Genomic DNA, 23,864 nt, shown 5'->3' with positions numbered 1-23,864 from the left:
CGGCGCCGTCGTCTGATGACGGCGGGCCGCAGTCGTCTGACCCCGGGGCTCCGGGGCCGGGCGTCCCGGCTCCGGCTCCGCCCGGGGGCGATCGGGCCTCAGACCGGGGCGACGCGGGGCAGCCGGAGGGCGGCCAGCACCGGAAGGTGGTCCGTGGCCGCCAGGAGGTCCTCGTCGGTGACGCCGGGCAGCCCGGTCGGGACCCCACAGCCGATGATCTCGACGCCCTCGGAGGCGAAGACGGCGTCGATCCGCTGATGCGGGTTCCTGGGGTTCGAGGTGGCCTCGCTCCCCCAGGGCTCGGTGGCCCAGCCGTCCCGCAGCTTGCCCGCGATCCGGCGGAAGGCGAGGCCGTCCGGCCGGTCGTTGATGTCTCCGGCCGCGATGGCGTACGGGACGTCCAGCGCGGCCAGGTGGTCCAGCAGCAGCCCGGCCTGCTCGTAGCGCTCGGCCTCCGCGAGGCTCAGATGGCAGCTGACCACGCCGAGCCGGACGCCGTCGGCGCTCTCCGGGGTGCCCTCCCCGCTCTTCCGGGCGCCGGTGTCGCGGTGGCCGCCGCCGAAGCGCAGCACGGCGGTCGCGAAACCGCGCCGGTGCAGCCCGGGCACACGGGGCAGCAGGGTGTCCTCGGCGTGCTCCACATGGGCGCGCAGCGAGGTGAGGATCATCGGGCCGGCGGCGGGGGCCCCGCCCGTGGTGTAGACGAGGCCGGTCTCCCGGGCCAGCCAGGCGGCGGCCTTGCGCCAGCGGAAGAAGCGCGGCGCCTCCTGGACGCAGACGACATCGGGGGTGCAGGCCCGGATCACCCGGGCCAGCGCCTCGCGGTCGTCCCGCATCGAGCGGATGTTGTAGCTGAGCACCCGCACCACGGCCGCGTCCGGGTCGGTGGTGGATCCGGGCAGGTCCGCGAGCGGCACGATGACGCTTCCCCCCCCTGGCCGCTCAGCCCTGGCGGGCCAGGTCGGCGGCGCCGACGAGCCCGGCCTTGCCGCCGAGCTGGGCGGCGAGCACCTGGGCGTGCGGACGCCACTGATTGCCGACCAGCCAGCGCCGGAAGGACTTGCGGATCGGCTCCAGGACCAGATCGCCCTCGTCGGAGACCCCGCCGCCGACGATGAACGCCGAGGGGTCGAAGAGCGAGGCGAGGTCGGCCAGCCCGGCGCCGGCCCAGCGGGCCAGCTCACGGAAGGAGTCGATGGCCACCGGGTCGCCCTGGCGGGCGGCGTCGCTGATGTGCTTGCCCTCGATGCCCTCGGCGGTGCCGTCGCCCAGGCCGAGGAGGACCGTGGCGTTCTCCGGGGTGGCGGCGGCGCGCTGCCGGGCGTAGCGGACCAGCGCACGGCCGGAGGCGTACTGCTCCCAGCAGCCCTGGCTGCCGCAGCCGCACAGCAGACCGTCGGGGACGACCCTTATGTGGCCGAACTCGGCCGCGACGCCGAAGCGGCCGCGGTGCAGCTTGCCGCCGATGATGATGCCGCCGCCGAGGCCGGTGCCGAGCGTGATGCACACGACGTCGTCATGGCCGACCCCGGCGCCGAAGCGGTATTCGCCCCAGGCGGCGGCGTTGGCGTCGTTCTCCACCACGACGGGCAGGCCGACGCGCTGTTCGACCTTGTCCTTGAGCGCCTCGTGCCGCCAGTTGATGTTGGGCGCGAAGAGCACGGTGGCGCGCTTGTCGTCCACATATCCGGCCGCGCCGATGCCGACGGCCTCGATCTCGTGTCCCTCGCTGACGATGCGCACCGCGTCCGCGATGGCGTCAACGACTCCCTCGGGAGTCTGCGGGGTCGAAACCTGGCTCGTCTCGAGAATCGAGCCCTCTTCGTCGACCACGCCGGCCGCGATCTTCGTACCGCCGATGTCGACGCCGATGGTGAGTCCCATGAGTCCCTCAGTTATTTGGTCGAACCCCGCCGAGGCTAACGGTACCGGAGGTGGCGCTCAGTCGAGGTCGATGTGTTCACTACTCGAACTCTCGGATTCTTTGCCGTGATCTTTGGTGCCGCCCTCGGCGCCCTGGGTCCAGCGCCGCTCCTGGCCGGTCACGGCGGCGCGATAGGCGGCGAGCAGTTCGGATCCGGCGCTGGCGAGGTGTTCGAAAACGTCTGGATTGCGCTCTATGACCGGTTCCGCGGCGGCCTTCGCCTGTTCGATCAATTGTTGTACGGCCCCTTGAACCGCCGTCCCGGCGAGCGGCGCCTGGAGCCCGGCGACCTTGTCGGCGAGCGCGTCGGCCAGCTTGAGGAACTCCTCGGCGACGCTCCCCGGCTCCTCGGCGGTCTGCCGGGCCCGCCGCCTGGCCCGCTCGGCGGCGAGGTCCTCCGCACACGCCTGCTCCCAGGCGTCGGGATCCAGCTCGGTGACCGGTACATCGGTGAGCGGGGGCTCTGCGGGGCGCTCGGTGGCATCGCTCATGGCGAACTCCTGCGGCGGGGAATGCTGGCTGCCCGGTGACGTTCATCCGGGCTTGTGACCGACGTTACCCGAAGGAGGGGGGCGGGGTCAGAGCCCGGGACCGGCCAGGACGGGAGCCGGGGACCGGCCGGAGCCGGGGACCCGGACCGGCCGGAGCCGGAGCCGCGGTCAGAGCCGCTTCGGCCACAGGTCGGGGTCGGGGGTGAAGCGCACCTGGAGCCATCCGTCGCGCAGCCCGGCGCCGGAGACCGTGCAGCGGCGCAGGGCGGACGGCAGCGGCAGCACCCGGTGGAACGGGCCGACGGAGACGATCAGTTCGTCGCCCCGGCGCACCAGCCCGAGCCCGTCGCGGTCGGCTCCGGGCAGCGGCAGCCGCCACAGCAGCACCCCGTCGTCGGCCAGCCGGTCCTCGACGGTCCAGGGGTCGGGGGCGGGGCGGTCGGGCCGCGCCCCGGGGGCCCCGACGGCCCCGGCGAGCGCGGCGAGCCCGGCCGGGGCGCGCTGGGCTTCCCCACCGTCCCCACCGGCCCCACCGTCCTCCCCGGGCCGCGGCTCCGCGCCCCGCGGGTCGCCGACACCGTGCGGGTCGCCGACACCGTGCGGATCGCCGACACCGTGCGGATCGCGGCCCAGATGCGGCAGCTCACGGACCGGGACGGCGGGCGCCCACTGCTCGTACAGCTCCTTGAGCGCGTCCTGCTGCTGGCCGGAGAGCGCGGCGAGCCACGGGTCGGAGGTGCCGGTGGGCAGCAGCCGGTTCGCGATCACCGCCTCCACCCGGCAGCCGTGCAGCGCCAGACCGGCGCGGGCGGTGAGCAGCGCCCGGTCGGCGAGCGGCCCGGGCTCCACGACCAGCCGTACCGTCGTGGCCTCGGATTCGATCACCCCCTGGACGGCGGCCAGTTCCCGCTCCCAGCGCTCGGCCGTCTCGTACAGCTTCTGCGCGGGCATCGGCACCCCCGCGAGCTGCGCCAGCATCGGCCGCAGCGCACGGGCCGCCTGCCGCTCGGCGGGCAGCAGCCGTCGCAGATAGCGCCGCAGCTGCTCGGGCAGCGCGAGCAGTGCGACGGTGTCCGGGGCGGGCGGCATGTCGACGACGAGGACGTCCCAGCCGGTGCCGGGCGGGGCGGTCTGGGCGGCGCGCAGGGCGCGCAGCAGCGCGATGGACTCCACCCCGGGGAGGGCGGTCAGCTCCTCGCCGTCCAGCGGGGTCGCGCCGAGCAGGTCGAGCAGGCCGTGGCCGCGGTCCTGCAGGGCGGTGAGTTCGCCGCGGAACCACTCGTCCGTGATGATCCGCGCGGCCCACAACCCCGGGGCGAGCTCGACGGGTACGGACCACGGCAGCCGGTCCGCCGGCCGCCCGGGGGCGGTGCGCAGCGCGCGGATGCCGAGCAGCGCCTCGGGGGTGCCGTCCGGGTCGGCGGTGAGCAGCAGCGTCCGCTGCCCCTCACGGGCGGCGGCGAGGGCGGTCGCGGCGGCCACGGTGGTGCGGCCCGCGCCGCCGGTACCGGTGACGAGGACCGTACGCATGAAGGGAGCCTCCGGCAGGGTGGTGCGTCAGATGCGCGGCGCGGGTTGGATGATCCGCCCGGCCGGAGCGTACCCCGCGCCGCGGACCACCCCGGGCACCGTCGGGGCCCGGGTGGTCCGCCCGGGTCAGGCGCTCTCGACGCGCTTCTTCAGGCCCGCCAGCGCGCGGTCGATGATGACCTTCTCGGCCTTGCGCTTGATCATGCCCAGCATGGGGATCTTGACGTCGACCGTGAGCTGGTACGTCACCTCGGTGCTCTTGCCGCCGTCGAGCGCCGACAGCCGGTAGGAGCCGTCAAGGGTGCGCAGCATCTGGGACTTGACCAGGGACCAGTTGACCTGGTCGTCTCCGGTCCAGCTGTACTGGAGGGTGTAGTCGTCCTTGATCGCCCCGGCGTCGAGCAGCATCCGCACCTGCTCGGCGCGCCCCCGCTCGTCCTTGGTGAGGATGTCGGCCTCCTTCACCTCACCGGACCACTCCGGGTAGCGGTCGAAGTCGGCGATCACCTCCATCACGTCGGCCGGGGCCGCCTCGATCGTGATGCTCGAGCTGGTGTGTTCCGCCATCGCCGTGGCTCCTCCGTACCGGTCCGCCGCATGAGCTCTCTGCCGCTGAAGGCTACCGCGCGCGCGTCACCACTCCAGGGTCCAGGGGGTGCCGGAGGAGGCGAAGTGTCCGACATTGACGCACTCGGTGGCGCCGATCCGCATACGGCGGACGAGCGGCTGATGGACATGGCCGAAGAGGGAGTACTTGGGACGGACGGTGTGGATCGCCTCCAGCAGGGCGGCGCTGCCGCGCTCGAAGCGGCGGGCCACGGTGTCGTAGCAGAGGTCGGGCACATCCGGCGGGATGTGGGTGCAGAGCACGTCCACCTCGCCGAGCGCCGCGATCTTCGCCGCGTAGGCCTCGTCGTCGATCTCGTAGGGGGTGCGCATGGGGGTGCGCAGCCCGCCGCCCACGAAACCGAAGACCAGCCCGCCGATCTCGGCGCGCTCACCGTCGAGGACGGTGGTACCGGACTGGGCGTACTCCGGCCACAGTGCCGGCATGTCGACATTTCCGTAGGTGGCGTACGTCGGAGTGGGGAACGCGGCGAAGAGCGCGGCGTACTGGCGGCGGATCGCCGACTCTATGGCCGTGTGCCGGTCGATCCCCGCCCACAGCCGGTCGCCGAACACCCGGGCCTCCTCGAAGCGGCGGGCGGTGCGCAGTTCGACGAGGCGATCGGCGTTCTCGACCCCGAAGAGGTCGGGGAAGATGCCACGGGAGTGATCGGCGTAGTCGAGGAAGAGCACGAGGTCACCGAGGCAGATCAGGGCGTCCGCCCCGTCACCGGCCTTCTCCAGGTCCTCACTGTTGCCATGCACGTCACTCACCACGTGGACTCGCATGCATGTCACCCTAAGACGTAAGGGCCCGTGCCCGTAAGGTGTTCTGGCTGCAGCGACCCGCGTCCACCTGCGGTTCCTCAGCGGCCGCGGCGTCCGTCGACTAGTCTGCGGGCAGCATGAAGGCGGTGTGTGACGCATCAAACATCTGGGCAGGAACCCCTATCCCGGAAGCGTACCGATGGGTAACGTCCGGGCCGTCCACCACCCCCCATGCCCTGTAGCGGCGCCGGCGCCCCATGAGGAGCAGCAGTCTTGCGCGAGTTCAGCCTTCCGGCCCTGTACGAGGTTCCGGCCGACGGCAATCTGACGGATCTCATCCGCCGCAATGCCGCACAGCATCCCGACGTCGCCGTGGTCGGCCGCAAGGTCGACGGCCAATGGGAGGACGTGACCGCGACCGCGTTCCTGGCCGAAGTGCGGGCCGCCGCCAAGGGCCTGATCGCGGCCGGGGTCGAGCCGGGCGACCGGGTCGGCCTGATGTCGCGGACCCGCTACGAATGGACGCTCCTGGACTTCGCCATCTGGAGCGCCGGCGGCGTCACCGTGCCGGTGTACGAGACGAGTTCACCGGAGCAGATCCAGTGGATCCTCAGCGATTCGGGCGCGGTGGCCGCGCTGGTCGAGACCGGGATCCACGAGGCCGCCGTCGAGGCCGTACGGGACAGCCTGCCCACCCTCGAGCACGTCTGGCGGATCGAGGGCGATGCCGTCGGGACGCTGCGGAAGCTGGGCGCGGACGTGCCCGAGGAGAAGGTGGACGAGCGCTCCTCGATCGCCAACGCCGACTCCCCCGCCACCATCGTCTACACCTCGGGCACCACGGGCCGCCCCAAGGGCTGTGTGCTCTCGCACCGCAGCTTCTTCGCCGAATGCGGCAACGCGGTGGCGCGGCTCAAGCCGATCTTCCACACCGGTGAGTCCTCGGTGCTGCTGTTCCTCCCCGAGGCCCATGTCTTCGGGCGGCTGGTGGAGGTCGCGGCGGTGCTGGCGCCGATCAAGCTCGGCCATGTGCCGGATGTGAAGTCCCTGACCGACGAACTCGCCGCGTTCCGTCCCACCTTGGTGCTGGGCGTGCCGCGGGTCTTCGAGAAGGTCTACAACTCGGCGCGGGCGAAGGCCCAGTCCGAGGGCAAGGGCAAGATCTTCGACAAGGCGGCCGACACCGCCATCGAGTACAGCAAGGCGCTGGACGCCCCGGGCGGGCCGTCCTTCGGGCTCCGGTTCAAGCACAAGGTCTTCGACCGGCTGGTCTACAGCAAGCTGCGGGCCGTGCTGGGCGGCCGGGCCACCCACGCCATCTCCGGCGGCGCGCCGCTGGGCGCGCGGCTGGGCCACTTCTACCGGGGCATCGGCTTCACGGTGCTGGAGGGGTACGGCCTGACGGAGTCCTGCGCGGCCACCACCTTCAACCCCTGGGACCGGCAGAAGATCGGCTCGGTCGGGCAGCCGATGCCGGGCACGGTGGTGCGCATCGCCGACGACGGCGAGGTGCTGCTCCACGGTGAGCACCTCTTCACCGAGTACTGGAACAACGAGACGGCCACCGCGGACGCGCTGTCGGACGGCTGGTTCCACACCGGGGACGTGGGCACCCTCGACGAGGACGGCTACCTCACCATCACCGGCCGCAAGAAGGAGATCATCGTCACCGCGGGCGGCAAGAACGTCGCCCCGGCGGTGATCGAGGACCGGATCCGCGCCCATGCCCTGGTCGCCGAGTGCATGGTGGTCGGCGACGGCCGTCCCTTCGTGGGCGCGCTGGTCACGGTGGACGAGGAGTTCCTGCCCCGCTGGGCGGCCGAGCACGGCAAGCCCGAGGGCGTGACGGTGGCCGAGCTGCGCGAGGACCCGGATCTGCTGGCCGAGATCCAGCAGGCGGTGGAGGACGGCAACGCGGCGGTGTCCAAGGCGGAGTCGGTGCGCAAGTTCCGCGTCCTGGCGACGCAGTTCACCGAGGACTCCGGGCATGTGACGCCCTCGCTGAAGCTGAAGCGGAACGTGGTGGCGAAGGACTTCGCGTCCGAGATCGAGGCCATCTACCGCGGCTGACGGCCGCCAGGCCGTAGGGCCCGAGGCGCGCCCCGGGCCCTACGGGGTGTCCTGCGGACCACGCGGCGGAGCCGCAGATCGCTCCCCGCGACGGAGCCGCAGATCGATGCTCCCCCGTCCTCCTACGCCTGCGGCGGGCTGCTCCCCTCCCCGCCCCTTCCCACAACTGGGGCTTCGCCCCAGACCCCGGGGTCCAGGGGCGAAGCCCCTGGTAACGGAATCACGATCCGCCGGACATCCCCTGAGCCGTCACAGCAGTGACTTCAGGCGGTCGGCCAGCAGATCCCAGCGCCAGCGCTCCTCCACCCAGGCGCGGCCCCGCTCGCCCATGCGGCGGCGCAGCTCGGCGTCCTCCAGCAGGGCCACGACGCGCTCGGCGCTCTCCTCGGCGGAGTCGCCCCGGACGACCCACCCAGTCTCCCCGTCCAGCACCGCGTCCGGCGCCCCGCCCGAGTCCCCGGCGACGACCGGCAGACCGGTCGCGGACGCCTCCAGATAGACGATCCCGAGACCCTCGACGTCCAGCCCGCCGCGGCGGGTGCGGCAGGGCATGGCGAAGACGTCGCCCGCGCCGTAGTGGGCGGGCAGCTCCTCCCAGGGCACGGGGCCGGTGAAGCGCACGGAGTCGGCCACGCCCTCGGTCTCCGCGAGCCGGCTCAGGTCCTTCGCGTACGGCCCGCCGCCGACGATCAGCAGCACCGCGTCCGGCACCCGCTCCAGGATCCGCGGCATGGCCCGGATCAGCGTGTCCTGTCCCTTGCGCGGCACCAGCCGGGAGACGCACACCACGACGGGCCGCTCGGCGAGGCCCAGCCGGGCCCGGATCTCCTCGCCGCCCGAGCCGGGGTGGAAGGTCTTCTCGTCCACCCCGGGCGGCAGTTGCACCATCCGGGCGGCGTCCCGGGGGTCGAGCGCGGCGGCGATACGGGAGCGGGTGTACTCACCGAGATAGGTGAGGGTGTCCGTGGACCCGCCGATCCGCCGCAGCAGCCGCCGTGCGGCGGGCAGCTGCGCCCAGGCCGCCTCGTGGCCGTGCGTCGTGGCCACCAGCCGCCGCGCCCCCGCCGCGCGCAGCGCCGGGGCCATCAGCCCGAGTGGCGCGGCGGCGCCGAACCACACCGAGGTGCAGCCGTGCTCCCGCAGCAGCGCGGTCGCGCGGCGGGTGACCCGCGGGGTGGGCAGCAGCATGGTCGTCCGGTCCCGGACGACCTGGTACGGCTGCTCGGCGTCGAAGCGGGCGGTGGCCTCGGCGCCCTCCTGGCCGCGCTTCCACGTGGAGGCGTAGACGACGATCCGGTCCGGGTCGAGGCGCAGCGCGATGTTGTGCAGAAACGCCTGGATGCCGCCGGGGCGGGGCGGAAAGTCGTTGGTCACGAGCAGGGTCTTGTCCATCGTGGCCGACAGTACCGGGTGCCGCGGCGGGCCCGCTCCGGCCCACCCGGGCCGGGGACCCGGGGCGGCGCTCAGCCCAGCTCGGTCGCCACGTACTTCCGCCACAGCTCCGTGAACTCGGTCAGGCTCACCCCCAGCACCTTCCGCAGCGCGGACTCCACCGCCCCCGAGCGCTCGGAGGCCCGGCCCACCGCGCGGTAGAAGTCGACCAGCTTCTTCTCGCCCCACCGGTCCGCGATCAGGCGGCAGGCGAGCCAGCCCTGTTCGTAGGCGCGGGAGAGGCGGTCGGGGTCGCTGCCGAAGCGGAAGTCGTCGTCGCGCGGCAGCGAGGTGGGCAGCCGCCCGGCGACGACGGCGTCGGTGAGTTCGGGGGCGACCTGGCGGGGGGTGCGGCCGGGGGTGCGGTAGCCCACCCAGTCGGCGAAGCCCTCGGAGAGCCAGAGCGGGGTGGCGGGGCTGGTGGCGGTGCGGGTGGCGACATGGGCCGTCTCATGGGTGATCACGACGCGCCGGCCGAAGTCGCCGAGGACCTGGTACGCCTCGGGGTTGACGATCACCCGGTCGGCGGGCGCCTCGTCACCGGCCCCGCCGACCTCGCCCGTGGTGACGGCGGCGATCCCGCGGTAGCCGTCCGCGGAGGCGCCGAGCAGGGCCGCCATCCGGTCCAGGGAGTCGGGGACCTCGACCACCACGCGTCGGGCCCACTCATGGGGCCAGACCCGGCCGAGGGCGGGCACCGCCCGGTCCGCGATCCCGGCGACCGCGCGCAGCACCCGCCGCTCCTGGCCGACGCCCAGGACGAGGCTGTGGGCGCCGCGGACGACGTCGACCGTGCCCTGGTCCCAGAGCTGTTCCGTACCGCGCTTGCCGTCCACCACACCGTCGTCGGAGGCGACGTACCACCGCCCGTCGCGCCGGGCGAGGGTCAGGTACTGGGCGGAGACGACCGGTGCGGTGTCGTATCCCGTCAGCCGGTACCGGAGTTCGACCTGTGCGGCGAGGCTGCGGCCGCCGACCGGGGCGGGGGTGAAACCGCCGGTGCGCACCAGCCGGTAGGTCCAGGAGCGCAGCGGTACGGCGGACATCTGCCGGAACACCCGTCGCTGCTCGGCCACATAGCGGGCGGAGCCGCGGTCCACGGTGGCGAGGAAGGCGTCCGCGTCCCGCTCCCGGACGGCGGCGGCCCGCTGGTCCAGCAGGCGCTGTACGGCCCGGCCGTCGCGCCCCTCGGGGTCGTCGGGCGCGGGGGCGGGGGCGCAGCCGCCCAGCGCGGTCAGGGTGAACGTGCCCACCAGCGGCAGGCACAGCAGCGCCCGCCATCCGCCCGATCTCCACCGACCCGCCACGTCTTAGATCGTACGAGGCCGCGCGCCGGCTTCAGACGCGAGTGATGGAAGAGATCGGCAACATGTCCACGGGGTCGTAGCGGACCCGTGCCCCGGGGTAGGGGGCGTGGATCACCTGTCCGTTGCCCGCGTACATGGCGACATGGCTGGCGTCGGAGCGGTAGACCACCAGATCGCCGGGGCGGGCCTGGGACAGCGGCACCGACTGCCCGGCGTGCGCCTGGGCCTGTGAGGTGCGCGGAATGGCCACCCCGGCGTGGGCGTAGGCCCATTGAGTCAGCCCGGAGCAGTCGAAGGCGGTGGGCCCGGCGTGGCCCCAGGCGTACGGCAGCCCGAGGGCCGCCCGTGCCGCGCCGAACGCCGCGGCGGCCCGCCCGGAGAACGGCGCGGCATGCCGTCCGCCGACGCGGCCGCCGGGGAGCTCACCGGGGCCGGTTCCGGGGCCGGAGGAGAGGGTGCCCGGCGGCAGGCCGGCGAGGGCGCCGGGTTCCCGTCCGCCGGCCCGCGAGGCGCGGTGGGCGTAGCTCTCCCGCTCCCCGGGCGGCAGCGCGTTCACCAGCCGCCGCGCGGTGGCCAACCGGTGCTGGACCGCCCGCTTGTGGCGGGCCACGGCCCGGCGGCTGTGCTCCAGCTTCACCAGCTTGGCCGCGGCCTCCGCGCGCTCCTGCCGCAGCGTGCGCTGGGCGCTCTGGACCACCCGCAGCTGTGCGGCCTGGCGGCTGGTGATCCGCTCCAGGGTGGCGGCCCGGTCGAGGTACTGGGCCGGGTCGCCGGAGAGGAGCAGGGCCAGGCCCGGGTCGATCCCGCCGGTGCGGTACTGCCCGCCCGCGAGGGCGCCGAGCGCCACCCGCATCCGGTTGACCCTCCCCTGGCCCCGGGCGACCCGGTCCTGGATCCGGTCGACCTCGCGGCGCAGGGCCTGGGTGCGCGTCCGCGCCGCGTTGTAGCGCTCGGTGGCCCGCTCCGCCTGGGCGTAGAGCGTGGCGACGCGGTCGCCGGCGGACCGGGCGGCCGGACGGCCCGCCGGGTCATGCGGTTCGGCACCGGCCGCCGCGGCGGACAGCGCGGCGGCGGAGGCCACCGCGGCCGCCGAGGCGGCGGCCTTGACGGCGGCCCGGCCGGACCCGGGTTTCGCGGCGCGACGACAGGACGCCATGGGTAGCCGCACTCCCTTCCGCAGTGTCGGGCTGAGAACTGCGGGCAGACAGTAGCCGCGGTGCTACCCACGGTCCAACGGCCGTGGTGTGCGGAGAAACTGACGCCCCGCCGAGTGACGCAGGTCACCGGCGGGGCGGGGGATCAGCGAGGGCGCTGGAGATTCGCCCTAAAGGATGGCCCTTGAGGCGGTTTGAGACCCGTTTTCCGGTCCCTGATCAGACCTTCTCGATCAGGCCTTCCGGGTTCAGGCCATCCGGGTCCGTACCTTCCGGATCAGACCCGGACGCCGAACTGGAACGGCATGTTGTCCATCGACTCGTAGCGCACACCGGCACCGGGCTTGGGCGCGTGCAGCACCTGGCCGTTGCCCGCGTAGAGACCTATGTGGTGCAGGTCGCCGTAGAAGAGCACCAGGTCGCCCGGCTTGAGCTCACCGCGGCCGATGCGGGTGCCGGCGTTCGCCTGGTCCTGGGAGATGCGCGGCAGCTGCACCCCGGCCTGCTGGTAGGCCCAGCCGGTGAGTCCGGAGCAGTCGAAGGAGGACGGACCGGTCGCGCCCCAGACGTACGGGAGGCCGATCTTCGTCTTGGCGGCGGCGAGCGCGGCGGCGGCACGCCCCGACTCGGGCACCTCGTTGCCCAGGTCGACCCGGCTGCTGGAGCGGTTGGCGCGCTCCGCGTCCTGGGCCGCCATCTGGGCGCGCTCCTTGGCGGTCAGGGTGTTGAGGAGGTTCCGGGCCTTGGACAGCTTGCCCTGGATCTCGTCCTTCTTCTTGCCGAGCGCCTTACGGGTGTCCGCCAGGTCCTGCAGCTTGGTGGACGCCTCCTCGCGCTGCTGCTTGAGGGTGCGCTGCTTGTCGGCGATCTTCCGCAGGGACTCGGCCTGCTTGCCGCTCAGCTGGCTGAGGGTGGACGCCTTCTCGAGGTAGGTGTCCGGGTCGGAGGAGAGGAGCAGCTGCACCGACGGGTCGATGCCGCCGGAGCGGTACTGGGCGGTGGCCATCGAACCCAGGCCGTTGCGCAGCTTGTTCAGGTCCTCCTGACCGCGCGCCACCTTGTCCTGCAGATCGCCGACCTGCTTCTCCAGCTTCTGCTGCTTCTCCTTGGCGCCGTTGTACTTCTCGGTCGCCTGCTCCGCCTCTTCGTAGAGCTTGTCGACCTGCTCCTTGACGTCCTTCTTGTCCTGCTTCGGAGCGGCCTGGGCGGCCTGGGAAGTGAGAGCGACGGCGGCGGCCGCGGTCGCGGTAAGGACGGTTACCCGAGTGCGGCTCGGCTGCTTGGGTCGACGGTGGGACGCCACGAAGGCGAGCTCCTTCTTCCTCCAGCCGCCTACCGGGAGTTGGTGGGGTGTGAGCCCCGGCTCCGCGACAGGGCGCGGACTCGGCGGTACCTCCGCTGTCACCCCGGATGGGTGATCAACCGCGCGAAGGTTCGAGCCGACCTTAGTGACCCCGCCGTGATCCGTTCAAATCCCAACGGCAAAAAAGTCGCCCCGGAAGCGCATCTTTTACGAATGTCACACGGGCAGTGATGGTCGATCGACGCTCCGCTGACAACAGAAGTGGTGCGAGGTCGACCTCTGAAGAGAGTTCGGGCGCGGAGCCACAGAAACACGGAAACCGGGGATACGGGAATAACGGAGATATGGGCTACGACGCCTCAGGTACGGGCAAGTCGCTTCAGCAGCAACGCGGATGCCACGGGGCGCGCTCCGGCGCGCGCCACCCCGTCGGCCACCTCGCGGTCGGTGGACACCACCACCACCGGCCGGCCGGGCGGCTCCGCCCGCACGATCTGGCGGATCAACTCGTCCGCCGTCACCCCGGGCTTGCTGAACAGCACCCGCACCCCGCGCGGCGGCGCCAGCAGCACCGGCGCGGCCAGCTCGGCCCCGTCGAAGACACAGGTCATCTCCGCGCCCGTCTGGGCCGCGAGCACCGCCAGACCGCCCAGCAGCCGCAGCCGCTGCTTCTCCAACGGCATCGTGGGATAGCCGGTCTTGGTGACGTTGTAGCCGTCCACCACCAGATGCGCCTGCGGCAGCGCGAGCAGCTGGTCCAGCAGGGCCGGGTCCATCTCCGACAGCGCCCTGGTCGCTATGTCCTTCGGCGTCATCTTCCCCGGCTCCACGGCGTCCACCATGTCCGCCGGGCGCATCGAGGCGGGCGGCAGGGCCAGTTCGCGCCGCAGCCCCTGCGCCGCGTCCAGCACCGTGTCCAGCAGCAGCCGCAGCCGCATGTCCTCCACGCTGCGCCCCTCGCGCACCGCCCGCCGGCTGGCCTCCAGCGCCGACTCCGCCTCCGCGAGCCGGGCCCGCAGCCGCCGCGCCTCGCTGTCCGCGGTGGCCTGACGGGCCGCCGCCTCCGCCCGTACGGCCTCCAGCTCCGCCTCGGCCTTGCGCAGCGCGGCCGCGCCCCGCCGCACATCGCTCTGCGCGCTGCGCAGCTTGCGCTGCAGCCCGTCGTTCTCCTTGCGGGCGGCCTCCAACTCGGTGCGCGTCCGCTCCGTCTCATGCCGGGTGGCCGCCTTGGCCTCGGCGAGTTCGTCGCGCAGCCGCTGCAGCTCGCGCGCGGCCTCCTCACCGGCCCGCTCGGCGGAGGCCCGCTGGGCCTCCTCGCCCGCCGCCTCGACCAGCTTGACCCAGCCCACCGGCCGCAGCACATACGCCACCGCCGCCACATCCACCGGATCGGCCGCGGCGGGCGGCGAGCCGCCCTCGATGGCCTCGGCCAGCTCCCGCTGGGTCTCCCGCAGCCGCCCCGCGATCCGCTGCCGGAAGACGGGGTCGCTCTCCACCGCGGCGGCCATCGCGTTGCCCGCGAACTTGGCGCGGCGGGTCGGGGTGAAACGGGCGTACTGCCGCAACTGGGTGGGCAGCTCGGTGACCGTCAGTCCGCCGAAGGCGTCCGCGACCAGCGCCACCACCCGCCGCCGCACCCCTTCCGGCAGCGGGCGGTCCAGCGCCTCGGTGACGCCCTCGGCGTCACCGGCCGCCCCGGGGTCGCCGGTCCGCTCCACCACCTGTCATCGCTCCGTTCTCAGGCGCTCAGGCCGGTGCTCGGACGGTCCACGAGTTCTACCTGGTCGACCGCGTTGCACCAGCGACAGCGCACTGACTCAATGGTCTCACTGAGCACCTCGCGTTCCTCGACACTGGGTTCCCCGGCCAAGTCGAGATGCACATACTCCACGGCTCTGGTCGAGCGGGTCACATCGAACCGGGTGAGGTTGCCGCACAGTGTGCAACGCCAGCGGGTCCGGTCGGTCGGCAGGGGCACGGCCATGATTGCGGGTCCTCGCTTCTCGGCTCGTCGGCGGCGTCCTGTAACCCTACGGCCTGAGCCTTGCCCCGCGCCGGGCCCGTCCCGCCCGCGTCCCGGCGGGAGCGCGGCGAGGCGCTCTGTGGAGGTTGCGCCCGGTACGGAATGATCTGACCATGATCGAGACGTCGTCGGGGCGCGACCGCCCCTGGATGGCGGGGCCCGGCCGCCCGTGGGTGACATACGGCCTGATCGTCAGCTGCTGCCTGCTCTTCGTCATCGGACCGGCCTCGGGACTCAACCCCGGCTATGGCACGGGCGGGCGGCTGGTGGAGGCCCAGTCCACGTACTTCGAGCGCTGGGGAGTGGTGCCCAGCGCCCTGTGGAGCGGCGCCCCCGATCAGCCGCTCGCCCCGCTGACCGCGCTGTTCGTGCACGGAAACTGGCTGCATCTGCTCGGCAACATGCTGTTTCTCTACGTCTTCGGGGCGATGACCGAGGAGCGCATGGGGCGAGTCCAGTTCGCCGTCTTCTACCTCGTCACCGGCTATCTGGCGCTGCTCGGCTACGCCGCCGCGCACGCCGACTCCGCCCAGACCCTGGTGGGCGCCTCCGGGTCCATTTCCGGAGTGCTCGGCGCCTTCTTGTGGCTGTTTCCCCGAGCCAGGGTGACCAGTCTCTTTCCGTTTCTGTTCTTTCTGCCGCTGCGCTTTCCGGCCTGGGCGGTGCTGATCTTCTGGGTGGCCCTCCAGTGGCTGGCCGCCCGGCAGGCCGACGACCGCCCCGGCGTCGCCTATCTCGCCCATCTCGTGGGCTTCACGCTCGGCTTTCTCTACGCGTGGGGGCGGTTCGGGCGGAGAGCTAGAGTGGGCGGCGCAGCCAGGGCGAGTGAGGGAGAAAGCCAGCCGTGATCACTTCGATCGTGCTCATCAAGACCAGCGTGGACCGGATTCCGGAGACCGCCGAGAAGATCGCCGCGCTGGAGAACGTGAGCGAGGTCTACTCGGTCACGGGTGCGCACGATCTGATCGCGATGGTGCGGGTGACCCGGCACGACGACCTCGCGGACATCATCACCGGCCAGATCAGCAAGCTGCCGGGGGTGGCCTCCACCGAGACCCACATCGCCTTCCGGACGTACTCGCAGCACGACCTCGAGGCGGCGTTCGCGATCGGCCTGGACGGCTGAGCGCTCCGCGGAAGTGCCCCGAGATGCGGTCGTTCATCCGCGGCTGTGTCGTGGCTGGTCGCGCCCGTGCGGCGGAGCCGCACATCGACACAGCCCCGCGCCCCTTCGGGGCGCACCCGAACCGCAGCGGACGTCATCGAGGCCGCTTGGCGCCACGCCCCGGGGCCCGGAGGCCCCCCCGGCGCCCTGGGACTCAGTCCTGCCCTAGAACTCAGCCGCGGTCCGGGACGCAGCGGCCGTCCTCGGTGCGGTAGCTCCACCGGGCACCCTCGCGCACCAGCTCCTTCACGGCACCGACGAACCGCTCGACATGCTCGTCCGGGGTGCCCGCCCCGAAGCTGACCCGGATCGCGTTCAGCGAGCGCTCCCCCGGCGCGGCCTCCGGCGCACCGCACTCGCCCGGCTCGTCGGGCTCGCTGTCCAGCAGGGTGCGGACCAGCGGATGCGCGCAGAAGAGCCCGTCCCGCACGCCGATGCCGTACTCCGCGGAGAGCGCCGCCGCGAAGTGGGAGCTGTTCCAGCCCTCCACCACGAACGACAGCACACCGACCCGGGGGGCGTCGTCGCCGAAGAGCGAGAGCACCCGCACCTCGGGCACCTCGGCCAGCCCCGTCCGCACCCTCTCGATCAGCTGCCGCTCACGGGCGACCAGGCCCTCGAAACCGGCCTCGGTCAGCGCCTTGCACGCCGACGCGATCGCGTAGACGCCGATGACGTTCGGCGAGCCCGCCTCGTGCCGGGCGGCGGTGGTGTGCCACTCGACGTCGACACCACCGTCGTCCCTGCGCGTCACCTTACGGCTGGCGCCACCGCCCGCCAGATACGGCCGGGCCTCCCGCAACCAGTCCGCCCGCCCGGCCAGCACACCGGCGCCGAAGGGCGCGTACAGCTTGTGCCCGGAGAAGGCCACCCAGTCGACGTCCGCCTCCGCGATGTCCACGGGGTGGTGCGGGGCCAGCTGCGCGGCGTCCAGGACGATACGGGCACCGTGTGCGTGCGCGGCCTCGGCCAGCTCCCGCACCGGCCACAGCTCACCGGTCACATTGGACGCGCCGGTCACGCAGACCAGCGCCGGGCCCTTGGCGCGCCCGGCGAGCGCCTTCTCCAGCGTCTCCACCGCCTGCCGCGGGGAGCGCGGGGCGCTGAGGTAGCGGACGGTGACGTCCTCCCGCTGCTCCCAGGGCAGCAGCGAGGCGTGGTGCTCGGTCTCGAAGACGAAGACCTCGGTGCCCCGCGGCGCCACGGCGGCCAGGAGGTTGAGCGAATCGGTGGTGGAGCGGGTGAAGACGACCTGGTCGTCCTCGCGGCAGCCCAGGAAGGCGGCGACGTCCTTACGGCTGTTCTCGAAGAGGTCGGTGGACAGCTGCGAAAGGTAACCCGCCCCGCGGTGCACGCTGCCGTAGTAGGGCGCGTAGGCGGCGATGTCGTCCCAGACCCGCCGCAGCGCGGGGGCGCTGGCGGCGTAGTCGAGCGCCGCGTAGGTCACCTCGCCGCCGGTGACCAGGGGCACCAGGACATCGCTGCCCAGCACGGGCAGCGGCTCACAGCCGGCGACGGAGGACTCGGCGCAGGCGGCAACGGAGGAATCGGCGGCGACGGAGGCGGCGGAAGCGGTGGCAGCAGGGCGCGCGGACATGGCGAAGTCTCCCGGGAGGGTCGAAGGCGTGGGAATGCGTGACGCGCACGACGACGGCGGTGAGCCGGCCGTCAGGGCGCGGGAAATCGCTCGACGCACGGCACCACCGCGCGGAGCACACAAGGGGAAAACGGGCCGCTCGGCCCTAGCGCATTCGCTGCATCACGGAAGAACTCCCTCGACCACCAGGACCCCTAGTGCGAGGGGTCCGCGCTTGCCGCCGGCCTCGCTGCCTGGCGGCCTGGTCATCACCCGGGGCACCCCGCCACGGACGGAGGGTTGCCGGACAGCGGGCCGGGGCCGTAGTCGCTGTCACTCGTGACCTGGTCAGGAGTATGCCATGCCGGACGGCGGCGCCCATGCCCTGTCCGCATCCCGGACAGGACACGGACGGAACATGGGCGCCGTAAGGGCAACGCCTAACCGTTAAGGGCAACGCCTAGGCGTGGGTGGCCCGTACCCACCGTTCCAGGACGTCGCGCGCCGCGCCCGAGTCGATCGACTCGGCGGCCCGCGCCACACCCGCCGCGATCCGCTCCGCCAGGGGCTTGTCCCCCGGCTCCGGCTCGAGTGCCACCAGCGCCGCCGCCGAGTTCAGCAGCACCGCGTCCCGGACCGGGCCCCGCTCGCCCGCCAGCAGCCGGCGGGCCACATCGGCGTTGTACGAGGCGTCCGCGCCGCGCAGGGCCTCCACGGGGGCCCGCTCGATGCCCACGTCCCGCGGGTCGAGGGTCTCCTGGCGCACGGCGCCGCCCCGGACCTCCCACACCTGGGAGGTCGTGGTCACGGTCAGCTCGTCCAGCCCGTCGTCACCGCGCACGACCAGCGCGGTGGAGCCCCGCTCGGCCAGCACCCCGGCGATGATGGGCGCCATCCGGGCGTCGGCGACGCCGGTCGCCTGGCACTTCACCCGCGCCGGGTTGGTCAGCGGGCCGAGCAGGTTGAACGGGGTGGCGACGCCCAGCTCGCGGCGGGCCGAGGCGACATGCCGCAGCGACGGGTGGAACTTGACCGCGAAGCAGAAGGTGATCCCCGCCTCCTCCGCGACCTCGACCACCCGCTCCGGGGTGATGTCCAGGTTGACGCCGAGCTTCTCCAGCACGTCGGAGGCGCCGCTGGCGGAGGACGAGGCGCGGTTGCCGTGCTTGACGACCCGCGCGCCGGTACCGGCGACGACCAGCGCGGACATGGTGGAGATATTGACCGTCTTGGCGCGGTCGCCGCCGGTGCCGACGATGTCCACGGTCTCCCCGGGCACCTCGATCACCTTGGCGTGCTCGTACATGGCCCGCACCAGGCCGGCCACCTCGGAGACCGTCTCGCCCTTGGCGCGCAGCGCGATCGCGAAACCGGCGATCTGGGCGTCGGTGGCCTCGCCCCGCATGATCCGGTCCATGGCCCAGGCGGTGTCGTCGGCATCGAGGTCCCGGCCGGCGATCAGCGAGGTCAGTACGTCCGGCCAGGTGCGGGCCGTCGCGGTGCTGTCGCCTCCGGCGGGGGTCACAACGTCCATGGTCCGCTCCTGGATCCGTGGGGGTGGGCAGGGAAGGGGCCGCGCACGTCAGCGGCCCGCCGCCAGCCTATCGGCAGCACGACCGGGGCCCCGGCCGGACCGTGTGGTCCGGGCCGGGGCCCTGGTCTGTGGCGTCAGCTGACGTGCGAGAGCGGTACGGCGGAGATCAGTGGTGGCCGTGGCCGCTGGTGATCTCGTGGTACTCCTCGCGGGTCGGCTTGGGAATGACGTTGTCCTCGCCGTAGTAGCCCTTGGAGAGCTTCGAACGGATCCGCTGCGCGGGCGTCACCTTCCGCTTGACCCCGTTCTCGTCGGTCTCGGGGCCGATCTCGTAGGGCTCGGGCTGCTCGTGCTGGGTCAGGATGTGCAGCTGCTCCTGCGCGAGCGGCTCGTGGACCTCGACGAACTCACCGTGCGGCAGCCGCTTGATGATGCCGGTCTCCCGGCCGTGCAGCACCTTGTCGCGGTCGCGCCGCTGGAGGCCGAGGCAGATCCGCTTGGTGGCGATGAACGCCAGGACCGGGCCGACGAAGAAGCCGATCCGCACGAACCACGTGATCGAGTTGATCGACAGGTGGAAGTGGGTGGCCCACAGGTCGTTACCGCCACCGATCAGCATCACGAAGTACGCGGTCAGCCAGGCGACGCCGAAGGCCGTACGGGTCGGGGCGTTGCGCGGGCGGTCCAGGATGTGGTGCTCGCGCTTGTCGCCGGTGATCCAGGACTCGATGAACGGGTAGAGCCCGATCGCGAAGAGGACCAGCGGGAAGAGCACGATCGGGATGAACACGCCCAGGACGAGCGTGTGGCCCCAGGCGGTGATCTCCCAGCCGGGCATCACACGGACCAGACCCTCGGCGAAGCCCATGTACCAGTCGGGCTGGGCGCCGGTGGACACCTGGTCGGGCCGGTAGGGACCGATGGTCCACACCGGGTTGATGGTCGCGACCGCGGACAGGACCGCGATCACACCGAAGACCAGGAAGAAGAAGCCGCCCGCCTTGGCCATGTAGACCGGCAGCAGGGGCATGCCCACGACGTTCTTCTCGGTCTTTCCGGCCCCGGGGTACTGGGTGTGCTTGTGGTAGAAGACCAGGATCAGGTGCGCCACCAGCAGGCCGAGCATGATGCCCGGCAGCAGCAGGACGTGGACCGGGTAGAGCCTCGGGATGAGGTCCATGCCGGGGAACTCGCCGCCGAAGACGAACATCGAGATGTAGGTGCCGACCACCGGGATCGACAGGAACACACCCTCAATGAACCGCAGACCGGTGCCGGAGAGCAGGTCGTCCGGGAGCGAGTAGCCGGTGAAGCCGGTCAGCATGCCGAGGAAGAACAGCAGGAAGCCGAAGAGCCAGTTGATCTCACGCGGCTTGCGGAACGCACCGGTGAAGAACACGCGCATCATGTGCGTGAACATGCCGCACAGGAAGACCAGCGCGGCCCAGTGGTGGATCTGCCGGATCAGCAGACCGCCCCGCACCTCGAAGCTGATGTCGAGCGTCGAGGCGAACGCCTCGGACATCTTGACGCCCTGCATCGGGACGTACGGCCCGTGGTACGTGACCTCTTCCATGCTGGGGTGGAAGAACAGCGTCAGATACACACCCGTGAGGATGATGATGATGAAGCTGTAGAGGCAGACCTCGCCCAGCATGAAGGACCAGTGGTCCGGGAAGATCTTGCGCATATTGGCCTTGGCCAGGCTGTAGACGCCCAGCCGGCCGTCGGCCCAGTCGGCGACGCGCTCGCCCGCGGGCGCTTTGCCGCGGCGCTGCGCACCGCTGTCGCTCGTAGTACTCATCCGCGCTCCCAGTAAGCAGGACCGACGGGCTCCGGGAAGTCGCCCATGGCTTCGAGGTACCCCTGGTCGTTGGCCCTGATCCGCAGCTGCGGCAGCGCGTGACCGGCCGGACCGAAGATCACTCGGCCACCGTCGGAGAGGTCGAAGGTCGACTGGTGGCAGGGGCACAGGACGTGGTGCGTCTGCTGCTCATAGAGGTTGATCGGGCAGCCGACGTGGGTACAGATCTTGGAGAACGCGACGATGCCCTCGTGCGACCAGTCCAGCTCGCGCTTGTCCTTGATGTTCTCCGGCTGCAGCCGGACCAGCATCAGGGCCGCCTTGGCGATCTCCGTCTGGAAGTCGTGCTGCTCCTCGCTCATGCCCTCGGGCATGGCGAAGGTGAGCGAACCGACCAAGATGTCCTCGGGACGCAGCGGCTGCATGGTGTTGTAGTTCATCAGCCGCTTGCCCTTGGCCCACTTGGTGTGCCGCAGCTTGGTGCCCGGCAGCGGACCGAGGTCCCGCAGGAGCACGACGCCGGAGAGCGGCACCAGCGCGAGCGCGCCGAAGAGGGTGTTGCGGGCCAGCTTGCGCCGGCCGAAGCCGGACTCCTTGGCACCGGCCCGGAAGTCGTCGAGGACCTTCGACTTCACCTCGGGGCTGGCCTCGATGGGGTGCCGCTCGTCGGCGATCTCCTCATCGGACATCAGGGTGCGGGCCCAGTGGACCGCGCCCGCGCCGATGGTGAAGAGCGCGATGCCGAGCGTCACACCGAGCGCGAAGTTGAGCGCGCTGATGTGCCCGATCGGGAAGACGTAGATGTACTTGTCGACCGGGAGCGCCACATACGCGGCGATGAACGCGATCGTGGCCACCATCGAGACCGTGAAGAGCAGGGCGACGGTGCGCTCGGAGCGCCGCGCGGCCCGCTCGTCGATGTCCTGCACACGGTGCTCGTGCGGGGGCAGCCCCGGGTCGGCGAACGGGTCCTCGGCCAGCCTTACGGCGCTCTCGGCCCCTCGCTCTTCCGGCAGCTTGTCTTCTGCTTCTGAAATCTCGTGGCTACTCATGACTTCTTGGCCTTTGCGGTCCGGGCGGCGACCCAGATGGTGAGGACGATCATCGCGCCCATACCGAAGACCCAGCCGAACAGACCCTCGCTCACCGGGCCGAGCCCGCCGAGCTCGAGGCCACCGGGGGTCTTGCTCTTGTCGCTGTTGACCGTGTCGAGGTACGCGATGATGTCCTGCTTGTTCTTCTCCGGCATCACGGTGTCGGGGAAGTTGGGCATGTTCTGCGGGCCGGTCTGCATGGCCTCGTAGAGATGCTTGGGGCTGACCCCGTCGAGGCCCGGCGCGTACTTGCCGTTGGTGAGGGCACCACCCTTGCCGGCGAAGTTGTGGCACTGCGCGCAGTTCGTACGGAAGAGCTCTCCGCCCTTCGCCACGTCCGCGCCGTCCGGGCTGTACTGGCTCTTGGTGGGCGTCACCGGACCCGCACCGAGCGAGGCGATGTAGGCGGCGAGCTGCTCGATATCGGCGTCCGAGTAGATCTTCTTCTTCTTCGGCACCTGAGCGCCCGGCTGCTGCGCGGGCATACGGCCGGTGCCGACCTGGAAGTCCACGGCGGCGGAGCCGACGCCGACCAGGCTCGGGCCGTCAGAGGTCCCCTGACCGCCCGTGCCATGGCAGCTGGCGCAGCCGACGGCATAGAGCTTCTTGCCCTCCTCGATGGCGAGGGACTGGGCGGAGCTGTCGTCGGCCTTCGCCTCGCTCGGCGAAAACGCGGCGTACAGCCCCCCAGTGACCGCCAGCGCGAAGAGTAGGACGACGAGCGCAGCCAGCGGATGGCGCCGTCGTGCGGAGAGCTTTTTCACGGATTACCCCGGTGTCAGGATCTTCTGCGTCGATGCTGTTAAGGACGTGGTTCCGGTGCGGTGACCGGCTTACTTGATCATGTAGATCGTGGCGAAGAGGCCGATCCAGACGACATCGACGAAGTGCCAGTAGTAGGACACGACGATGGCCGCCGTCGCCTGCTGGTGGGTGAACCTCTTGGCCGCGTACGTCCTGCCCAGGACAAACAGGAAGGCGATCAGGCCGCCCGTCACATGCATGCCGTGGAAGCCGGTGGTCAGGTAGAACACCGAGCCGTACGGGTCGGAGGAGAGCGAGAGCCCATCCTTCTTGACCAGCTCGGTGTATTCGAAGATCTGACCGCCGATGAAGATCGCGCCCATGATGAAGGTGATCACGAACCAGGTGCGCAGCTTCTTCACGTCGCCGCGCTCGGCGGCGAAGACGCCGAGCTGGCAGGTGAGGGAGGAGAGCACCAGGATCGTGGTGTTCGTCGCCGAGAACGGGAAGTTCAGCGAGGACGCCATTTCCTTCCAGTGCTCGGCTCCGGTCACCGATCGCAGGGTGAAGTACATCGCGAAGAGGGCCGCGAAGAACATCAGCTCGGAACTCAGCCAGATGATGGTTCCGACGCTGGTGAGGTTCGGCCGGTTGACCGACGGGTGCGCGTGCCCGGTTTCTACTGCTGTTGCTGTCGCCACGACCGACATTATGTCGGTCGCTTATCCAGCGCTCACTCCCGGGGGTCCCGTTCGGAGTGTCAAGGACCGTGGCGAGGGCATCGACCCTGCTCGTCGGGGTTGTTCGGGACAGTCCCCCGAAGGAGGGAGAGATCCGTACGCCCCCTCCTCCGGACGGCTGTACGGGAGTAGCATCCGCCACAGGAGCCCGGCAGATCACTTACTTCGCCCGGAGGTCATGATGCGGCCGACCGCAACGGTGCTGGTCTACAGCGATGACGCGAGCACCCGCGAACAGGTGCGCCTCGCGGCCGGGCGGCGGCCCGCCGCCGATGTGCCACCGGTGGAATTCCTGGAGTGCGCCACCCTCCCCGCCGTTCTCTCGGCGCTGGAGGAGGGCGGCATCGACGTCTGTGTGCTGGACGGTGAGACGGCGCCCGCGGGCGGGATGGGCGTCTGCCGGCAGATCAAGGACGAGATCTTCCAGTGCCCGCCGGTGCTGCTGCTCATCGGACGCCCGCAGGACGCCTGGCTGGCCACCTGGAGCCGCGCGGAGGCCGCGGTCACGCATCCGGTGGACCCGGTGGCCCTGACGGACGCGCTGGCCGGGCTGCTCCGCAGGCGGCTCTCCGTGGGCGCCTGACCGCACCGTCCGCACCC

Annotated in this window: 22 protein-coding genes and 1 riboswitch; of the genes, 4 read left to right on the top strand and 18 right to left on the bottom strand. The window is 71.7% G+C overall.

The window, feature by feature from the left end; translation table 11 throughout:
• Positions 1-98: 98 nt before the first annotated feature.
• From J8403_RS31245 to J8403_RS31220, 6 genes are all read right to left on the bottom strand, one after another.
• Entirely contained in the window at positions 99-917 is an 819-nt protein-coding gene (locus J8403_RS31245; protein ID WP_211126091.1) for an endonuclease/exonuclease/phosphatase family protein, read from the bottom strand.
• Between the two features lie 25 nt (positions 918-942).
• Positions 943-1,884 carry an ROK family glucokinase gene (locus J8403_RS31240; RefSeq protein ID WP_059143420.1) on the bottom strand — a complete coding sequence of 314 codons (942 nt, stop codon included), beginning with the start codon at positions 1,882-1,884 and terminating at the stop codon, positions 943-945.
• Positions 1,885-1,941: 57 nt separating this feature from the next.
• Positions 1,942-2,415: a DUF5304 domain-containing protein gene (locus J8403_RS31235; protein ID WP_211126090.1), complete on the bottom strand. Its 474-nt coding sequence runs from the start codon at positions 2,413-2,415 to the stop codon at positions 1,942-1,944.
• 168 nt (positions 2,416-2,583) lie between these two features.
• Positions 2,584-3,945: an ArsA family ATPase gene (locus J8403_RS31230; RefSeq protein WP_211126089.1), complete on the bottom strand. Its 1,362-nt coding sequence runs from the start codon at positions 3,943-3,945 to the stop codon at positions 2,584-2,586.
• A gap of 126 nt (positions 3,946-4,071) precedes the next feature.
• A complete protein-coding gene (locus J8403_RS31225; RefSeq protein WP_059143417.1) occupies positions 4,072-4,512 on the bottom strand; it encodes an SRPBCC family protein in 441 nt (146 codons plus the stop codon).
• Positions 4,513-4,578: 66 nt separating this feature from the next.
• Positions 4,579-5,340 (bottom strand): metallophosphoesterase family protein, encoded by a 762-nt coding sequence (locus tag J8403_RS31220; protein WP_211126088.1) that lies wholly within the window; start codon positions 5,338-5,340, stop codon positions 4,579-4,581.
• 252 nt (positions 5,341-5,592) lie between these two features.
• Here J8403_RS31220 and J8403_RS31215 point away from each other — a divergent pair, with 252 nt between their 5' ends.
• Entirely contained in the window at positions 5,593-7,389 is a 1,797-nt protein-coding gene (locus tag J8403_RS31215; RefSeq protein WP_211126087.1) for an AMP-dependent synthetase/ligase, read from the top strand.
• A 249-nt stretch (positions 7,390-7,638) separates the two neighbouring features.
• Here J8403_RS31215 and J8403_RS31210 read toward each other — a convergent pair whose 3' ends face one another.
• From J8403_RS31210 to J8403_RS31185, 6 genes are all read right to left on the bottom strand, one after another.
• The gene (locus J8403_RS31210; RefSeq protein WP_211126086.1) at positions 7,639-8,781 is read right to left on the bottom strand and encodes a glycosyltransferase family 4 protein; all 1,143 of its coding nucleotides are present in this window, start codon (positions 8,779-8,781) and stop codon (positions 7,639-7,641) included.
• A 71-nt stretch (positions 8,782-8,852) separates the two neighbouring features.
• Positions 8,853-10,127, bottom strand: a complete 1,275-nt coding sequence (locus J8403_RS31205; protein ID WP_246586075.1) for a hypothetical protein — start codon at positions 10,125-10,127, stop codon at positions 8,853-8,855.
• Positions 10,128-10,158: 31 nt separating this feature from the next.
• Positions 10,159-11,283, bottom strand: a complete 1,125-nt coding sequence (locus J8403_RS31200) for a C40 family peptidase (protein WP_211126085.1) — start codon at positions 11,281-11,283, stop codon at positions 10,159-10,161.
• 275 nt (positions 11,284-11,558) lie between these two features.
• Positions 11,559-12,584, bottom strand: coding sequence for a C40 family peptidase (locus tag J8403_RS31195; protein ID WP_137965412.1), 1,026 nt, complete (start codon positions 12,582-12,584; stop codon positions 11,559-11,561).
• Positions 12,585-12,943: 359 nt separating this feature from the next.
• Positions 12,944-14,305 carry an NYN domain-containing protein gene (locus J8403_RS31190; RefSeq protein ID WP_211126084.1) on the bottom strand — a complete coding sequence of 454 codons (1,362 nt, stop codon included), beginning with the start codon at positions 14,303-14,305 and terminating at the stop codon, positions 12,944-12,946.
• Positions 14,306-14,322: 17 nt separating this feature from the next.
• The gene (locus tag J8403_RS31185) at positions 14,323-14,568 is read right to left on the bottom strand and encodes a hypothetical protein (RefSeq protein ID WP_059143410.1); all 246 of its coding nucleotides are present in this window, start codon (positions 14,566-14,568) and stop codon (positions 14,323-14,325) included.
• 152 nt (positions 14,569-14,720) lie between these two features.
• Between J8403_RS31185 and J8403_RS31180 the strand changes: the two genes are divergently transcribed.
• Entirely contained in the window at positions 14,721-15,455 is a 735-nt protein-coding gene (locus J8403_RS31180) for a rhomboid family intramembrane serine protease (RefSeq protein ID WP_211126083.1), read from the top strand.
• Entirely contained in the window at positions 15,452-15,733 is a 282-nt protein-coding gene (locus J8403_RS31175; RefSeq protein ID WP_093461169.1) for an Lrp/AsnC family transcriptional regulator, read from the top strand. Before J8403_RS31180 ends, J8403_RS31175 begins: the two co-directional genes overlap by 4 nt.
• 211 nt (positions 15,734-15,944) lie before the next feature.
• On the opposite strand, the gene J8403_RS31170 is transcribed toward J8403_RS31175, so the two are convergent.
• The 6 genes from J8403_RS31170 to ctaE form a co-directional block, all read right to left on the bottom strand.
• Positions 15,945-17,369: an aminotransferase class V-fold PLP-dependent enzyme gene (locus tag J8403_RS31170; RefSeq protein WP_211126082.1), complete on the bottom strand. Its 1,425-nt coding sequence runs from the start codon at positions 17,367-17,369 to the stop codon at positions 15,945-15,947.
• Between the two features lie 205 nt (positions 17,370-17,574).
• Positions 17,575-17,693: riboswitch (SAM riboswitch) on the bottom strand.
• Positions 17,694-17,808: 115 nt separating this feature from the next.
• Positions 17,809-18,882 carry an anthranilate phosphoribosyltransferase gene (gene trpD, locus J8403_RS31165; protein WP_211126081.1) on the bottom strand — a complete coding sequence of 358 codons (1,074 nt, stop codon included), beginning with the start codon at positions 18,880-18,882 and terminating at the stop codon, positions 17,809-17,811.
• Between the two features lie 166 nt (positions 18,883-19,048).
• Entirely contained in the window at positions 19,049-20,686 is a 1,638-nt protein-coding gene (gene qcrB, locus J8403_RS31160) for a cytochrome bc1 complex cytochrome b subunit (protein ID WP_211126080.1), read from the bottom strand.
• The gene (qcrA, locus tag J8403_RS31155; protein WP_211126079.1) at positions 20,683-21,738 is read right to left on the bottom strand and encodes a cytochrome bc1 complex Rieske iron-sulfur subunit; all 1,056 of its coding nucleotides are present in this window, start codon (positions 21,736-21,738) and stop codon (positions 20,683-20,685) included. Before qcrA ends, qcrB begins: the two co-directional genes overlap by 4 nt.
• The gene (gene qcrC / locus J8403_RS31150) at positions 21,735-22,544 is read right to left on the bottom strand and encodes a cytochrome bc1 complex diheme cytochrome c subunit (RefSeq protein ID WP_211126078.1); all 810 of its coding nucleotides are present in this window, start codon (positions 22,542-22,544) and stop codon (positions 21,735-21,737) included. Before qcrC ends, qcrA begins: the two co-directional genes overlap by 4 nt.
• 69 nt (positions 22,545-22,613) lie before the next feature.
• Positions 22,614-23,234, bottom strand: a complete 621-nt coding sequence (gene ctaE, locus J8403_RS31145; RefSeq protein ID WP_211126077.1) for an aa3-type cytochrome oxidase subunit III — start codon at positions 23,232-23,234, stop codon at positions 22,614-22,616.
• A gap of 211 nt (positions 23,235-23,445) precedes the next feature.
• Here ctaE and J8403_RS31140 point away from each other — a divergent pair, with 211 nt between their 5' ends.
• Positions 23,446-23,847 carry a DNA-binding transcriptional response regulator gene (locus tag J8403_RS31140; protein ID WP_211126076.1) on the top strand — a complete coding sequence of 134 codons (402 nt, stop codon included), beginning with the start codon at positions 23,446-23,448 and terminating at the stop codon, positions 23,845-23,847.
• Positions 23,848-23,864 lie beyond the last annotated feature (17 nt).

It is taken from the genome of Streptomyces yatensis, assembly GCF_018069625.1.
GTDB classification, from domain to species: domain Bacteria; phylum Actinomycetota; class Actinomycetes; order Streptomycetales; family Streptomycetaceae; genus Streptomyces; species Streptomyces yatensis.
Note: the sequence above shows the minus strand (reverse complement) of the source record. Positions and strands in the feature narration are given on the sequence as shown.

Coding starts and splice junctions, on each gene's coding strand:
- J8403_RS31210 (WP_211126086.1), bottom strand. CDS start 8,781: ATGGACAAGACCCTGCTCGTGACCAACGACTTTCCGCCCCGCCCCGGC.
- ctaE (WP_211126077.1), bottom strand. CDS start 23,234: ATGTCGGTCGTGGCGACAGCAACAGCAGTAGAAACCGGGCACGCGCAC.
- J8403_RS31170 (WP_211126082.1), bottom strand. CDS start 17,369: ATGTCCGCGCGCCCTGCTGCCACCGCTTCCGCCGCCTCCGTCGCCGCC.
- J8403_RS31180 (WP_211126083.1), top strand. CDS start 14,721: ATGATCGAGACGTCGTCGGGGCGCGACCGCCCCTGGATGGCGGGGCCC.
- J8403_RS31235 (WP_211126090.1), bottom strand. CDS start 2,415: ATGAGCGATGCCACCGAGCGCCCCGCAGAGCCCCCGCTCACCGATGTA.
- J8403_RS31240 (WP_059143420.1), bottom strand. CDS start 1,884: ATGGGACTCACCATCGGCGTCGACATCGGCGGTACGAAGATCGCGGCC.
- J8403_RS31220 (WP_211126088.1), bottom strand. CDS start 5,340: ATGCGAGTCCACGTGGTGAGTGACGTGCATGGCAACAGTGAGGACCTG.
- J8403_RS31185 (WP_059143410.1), bottom strand. CDS start 14,568: ATGGCCGTGCCCCTGCCGACCGACCGGACCCGCTGGCGTTGCACACTG.
- trpD (WP_211126081.1), bottom strand. CDS start 18,882: ATGGACGTTGTGACCCCCGCCGGAGGCGACAGCACCGCGACGGCCCGC.
- J8403_RS31200 (WP_211126085.1), bottom strand. CDS start 11,283: ATGGCGTCCTGTCGTCGCGCCGCGAAACCCGGGTCCGGCCGGGCCGCC.
- J8403_RS31230 (WP_211126089.1), bottom strand. CDS start 3,945: ATGCGTACGGTCCTCGTCACCGGTACCGGCGGCGCGGGCCGCACCACC.
- qcrB (WP_211126080.1), bottom strand. CDS start 20,686: ATGAGTACTACGAGCGACAGCGGTGCGCAGCGCCGCGGCAAAGCGCCC.
- J8403_RS31225 (WP_059143417.1), bottom strand. CDS start 4,512: ATGGCGGAACACACCAGCTCGAGCATCACGATCGAGGCGGCCCCGGCC.
- qcrA (WP_211126079.1), bottom strand. CDS start 21,738: ATGAGTAGCCACGAGATTTCAGAAGCAGAAGACAAGCTGCCGGAAGAG.
- J8403_RS31140 (WP_211126076.1), top strand. CDS start 23,446: ATGCGGCCGACCGCAACGGTGCTGGTCTACAGCGATGACGCGAGCACC.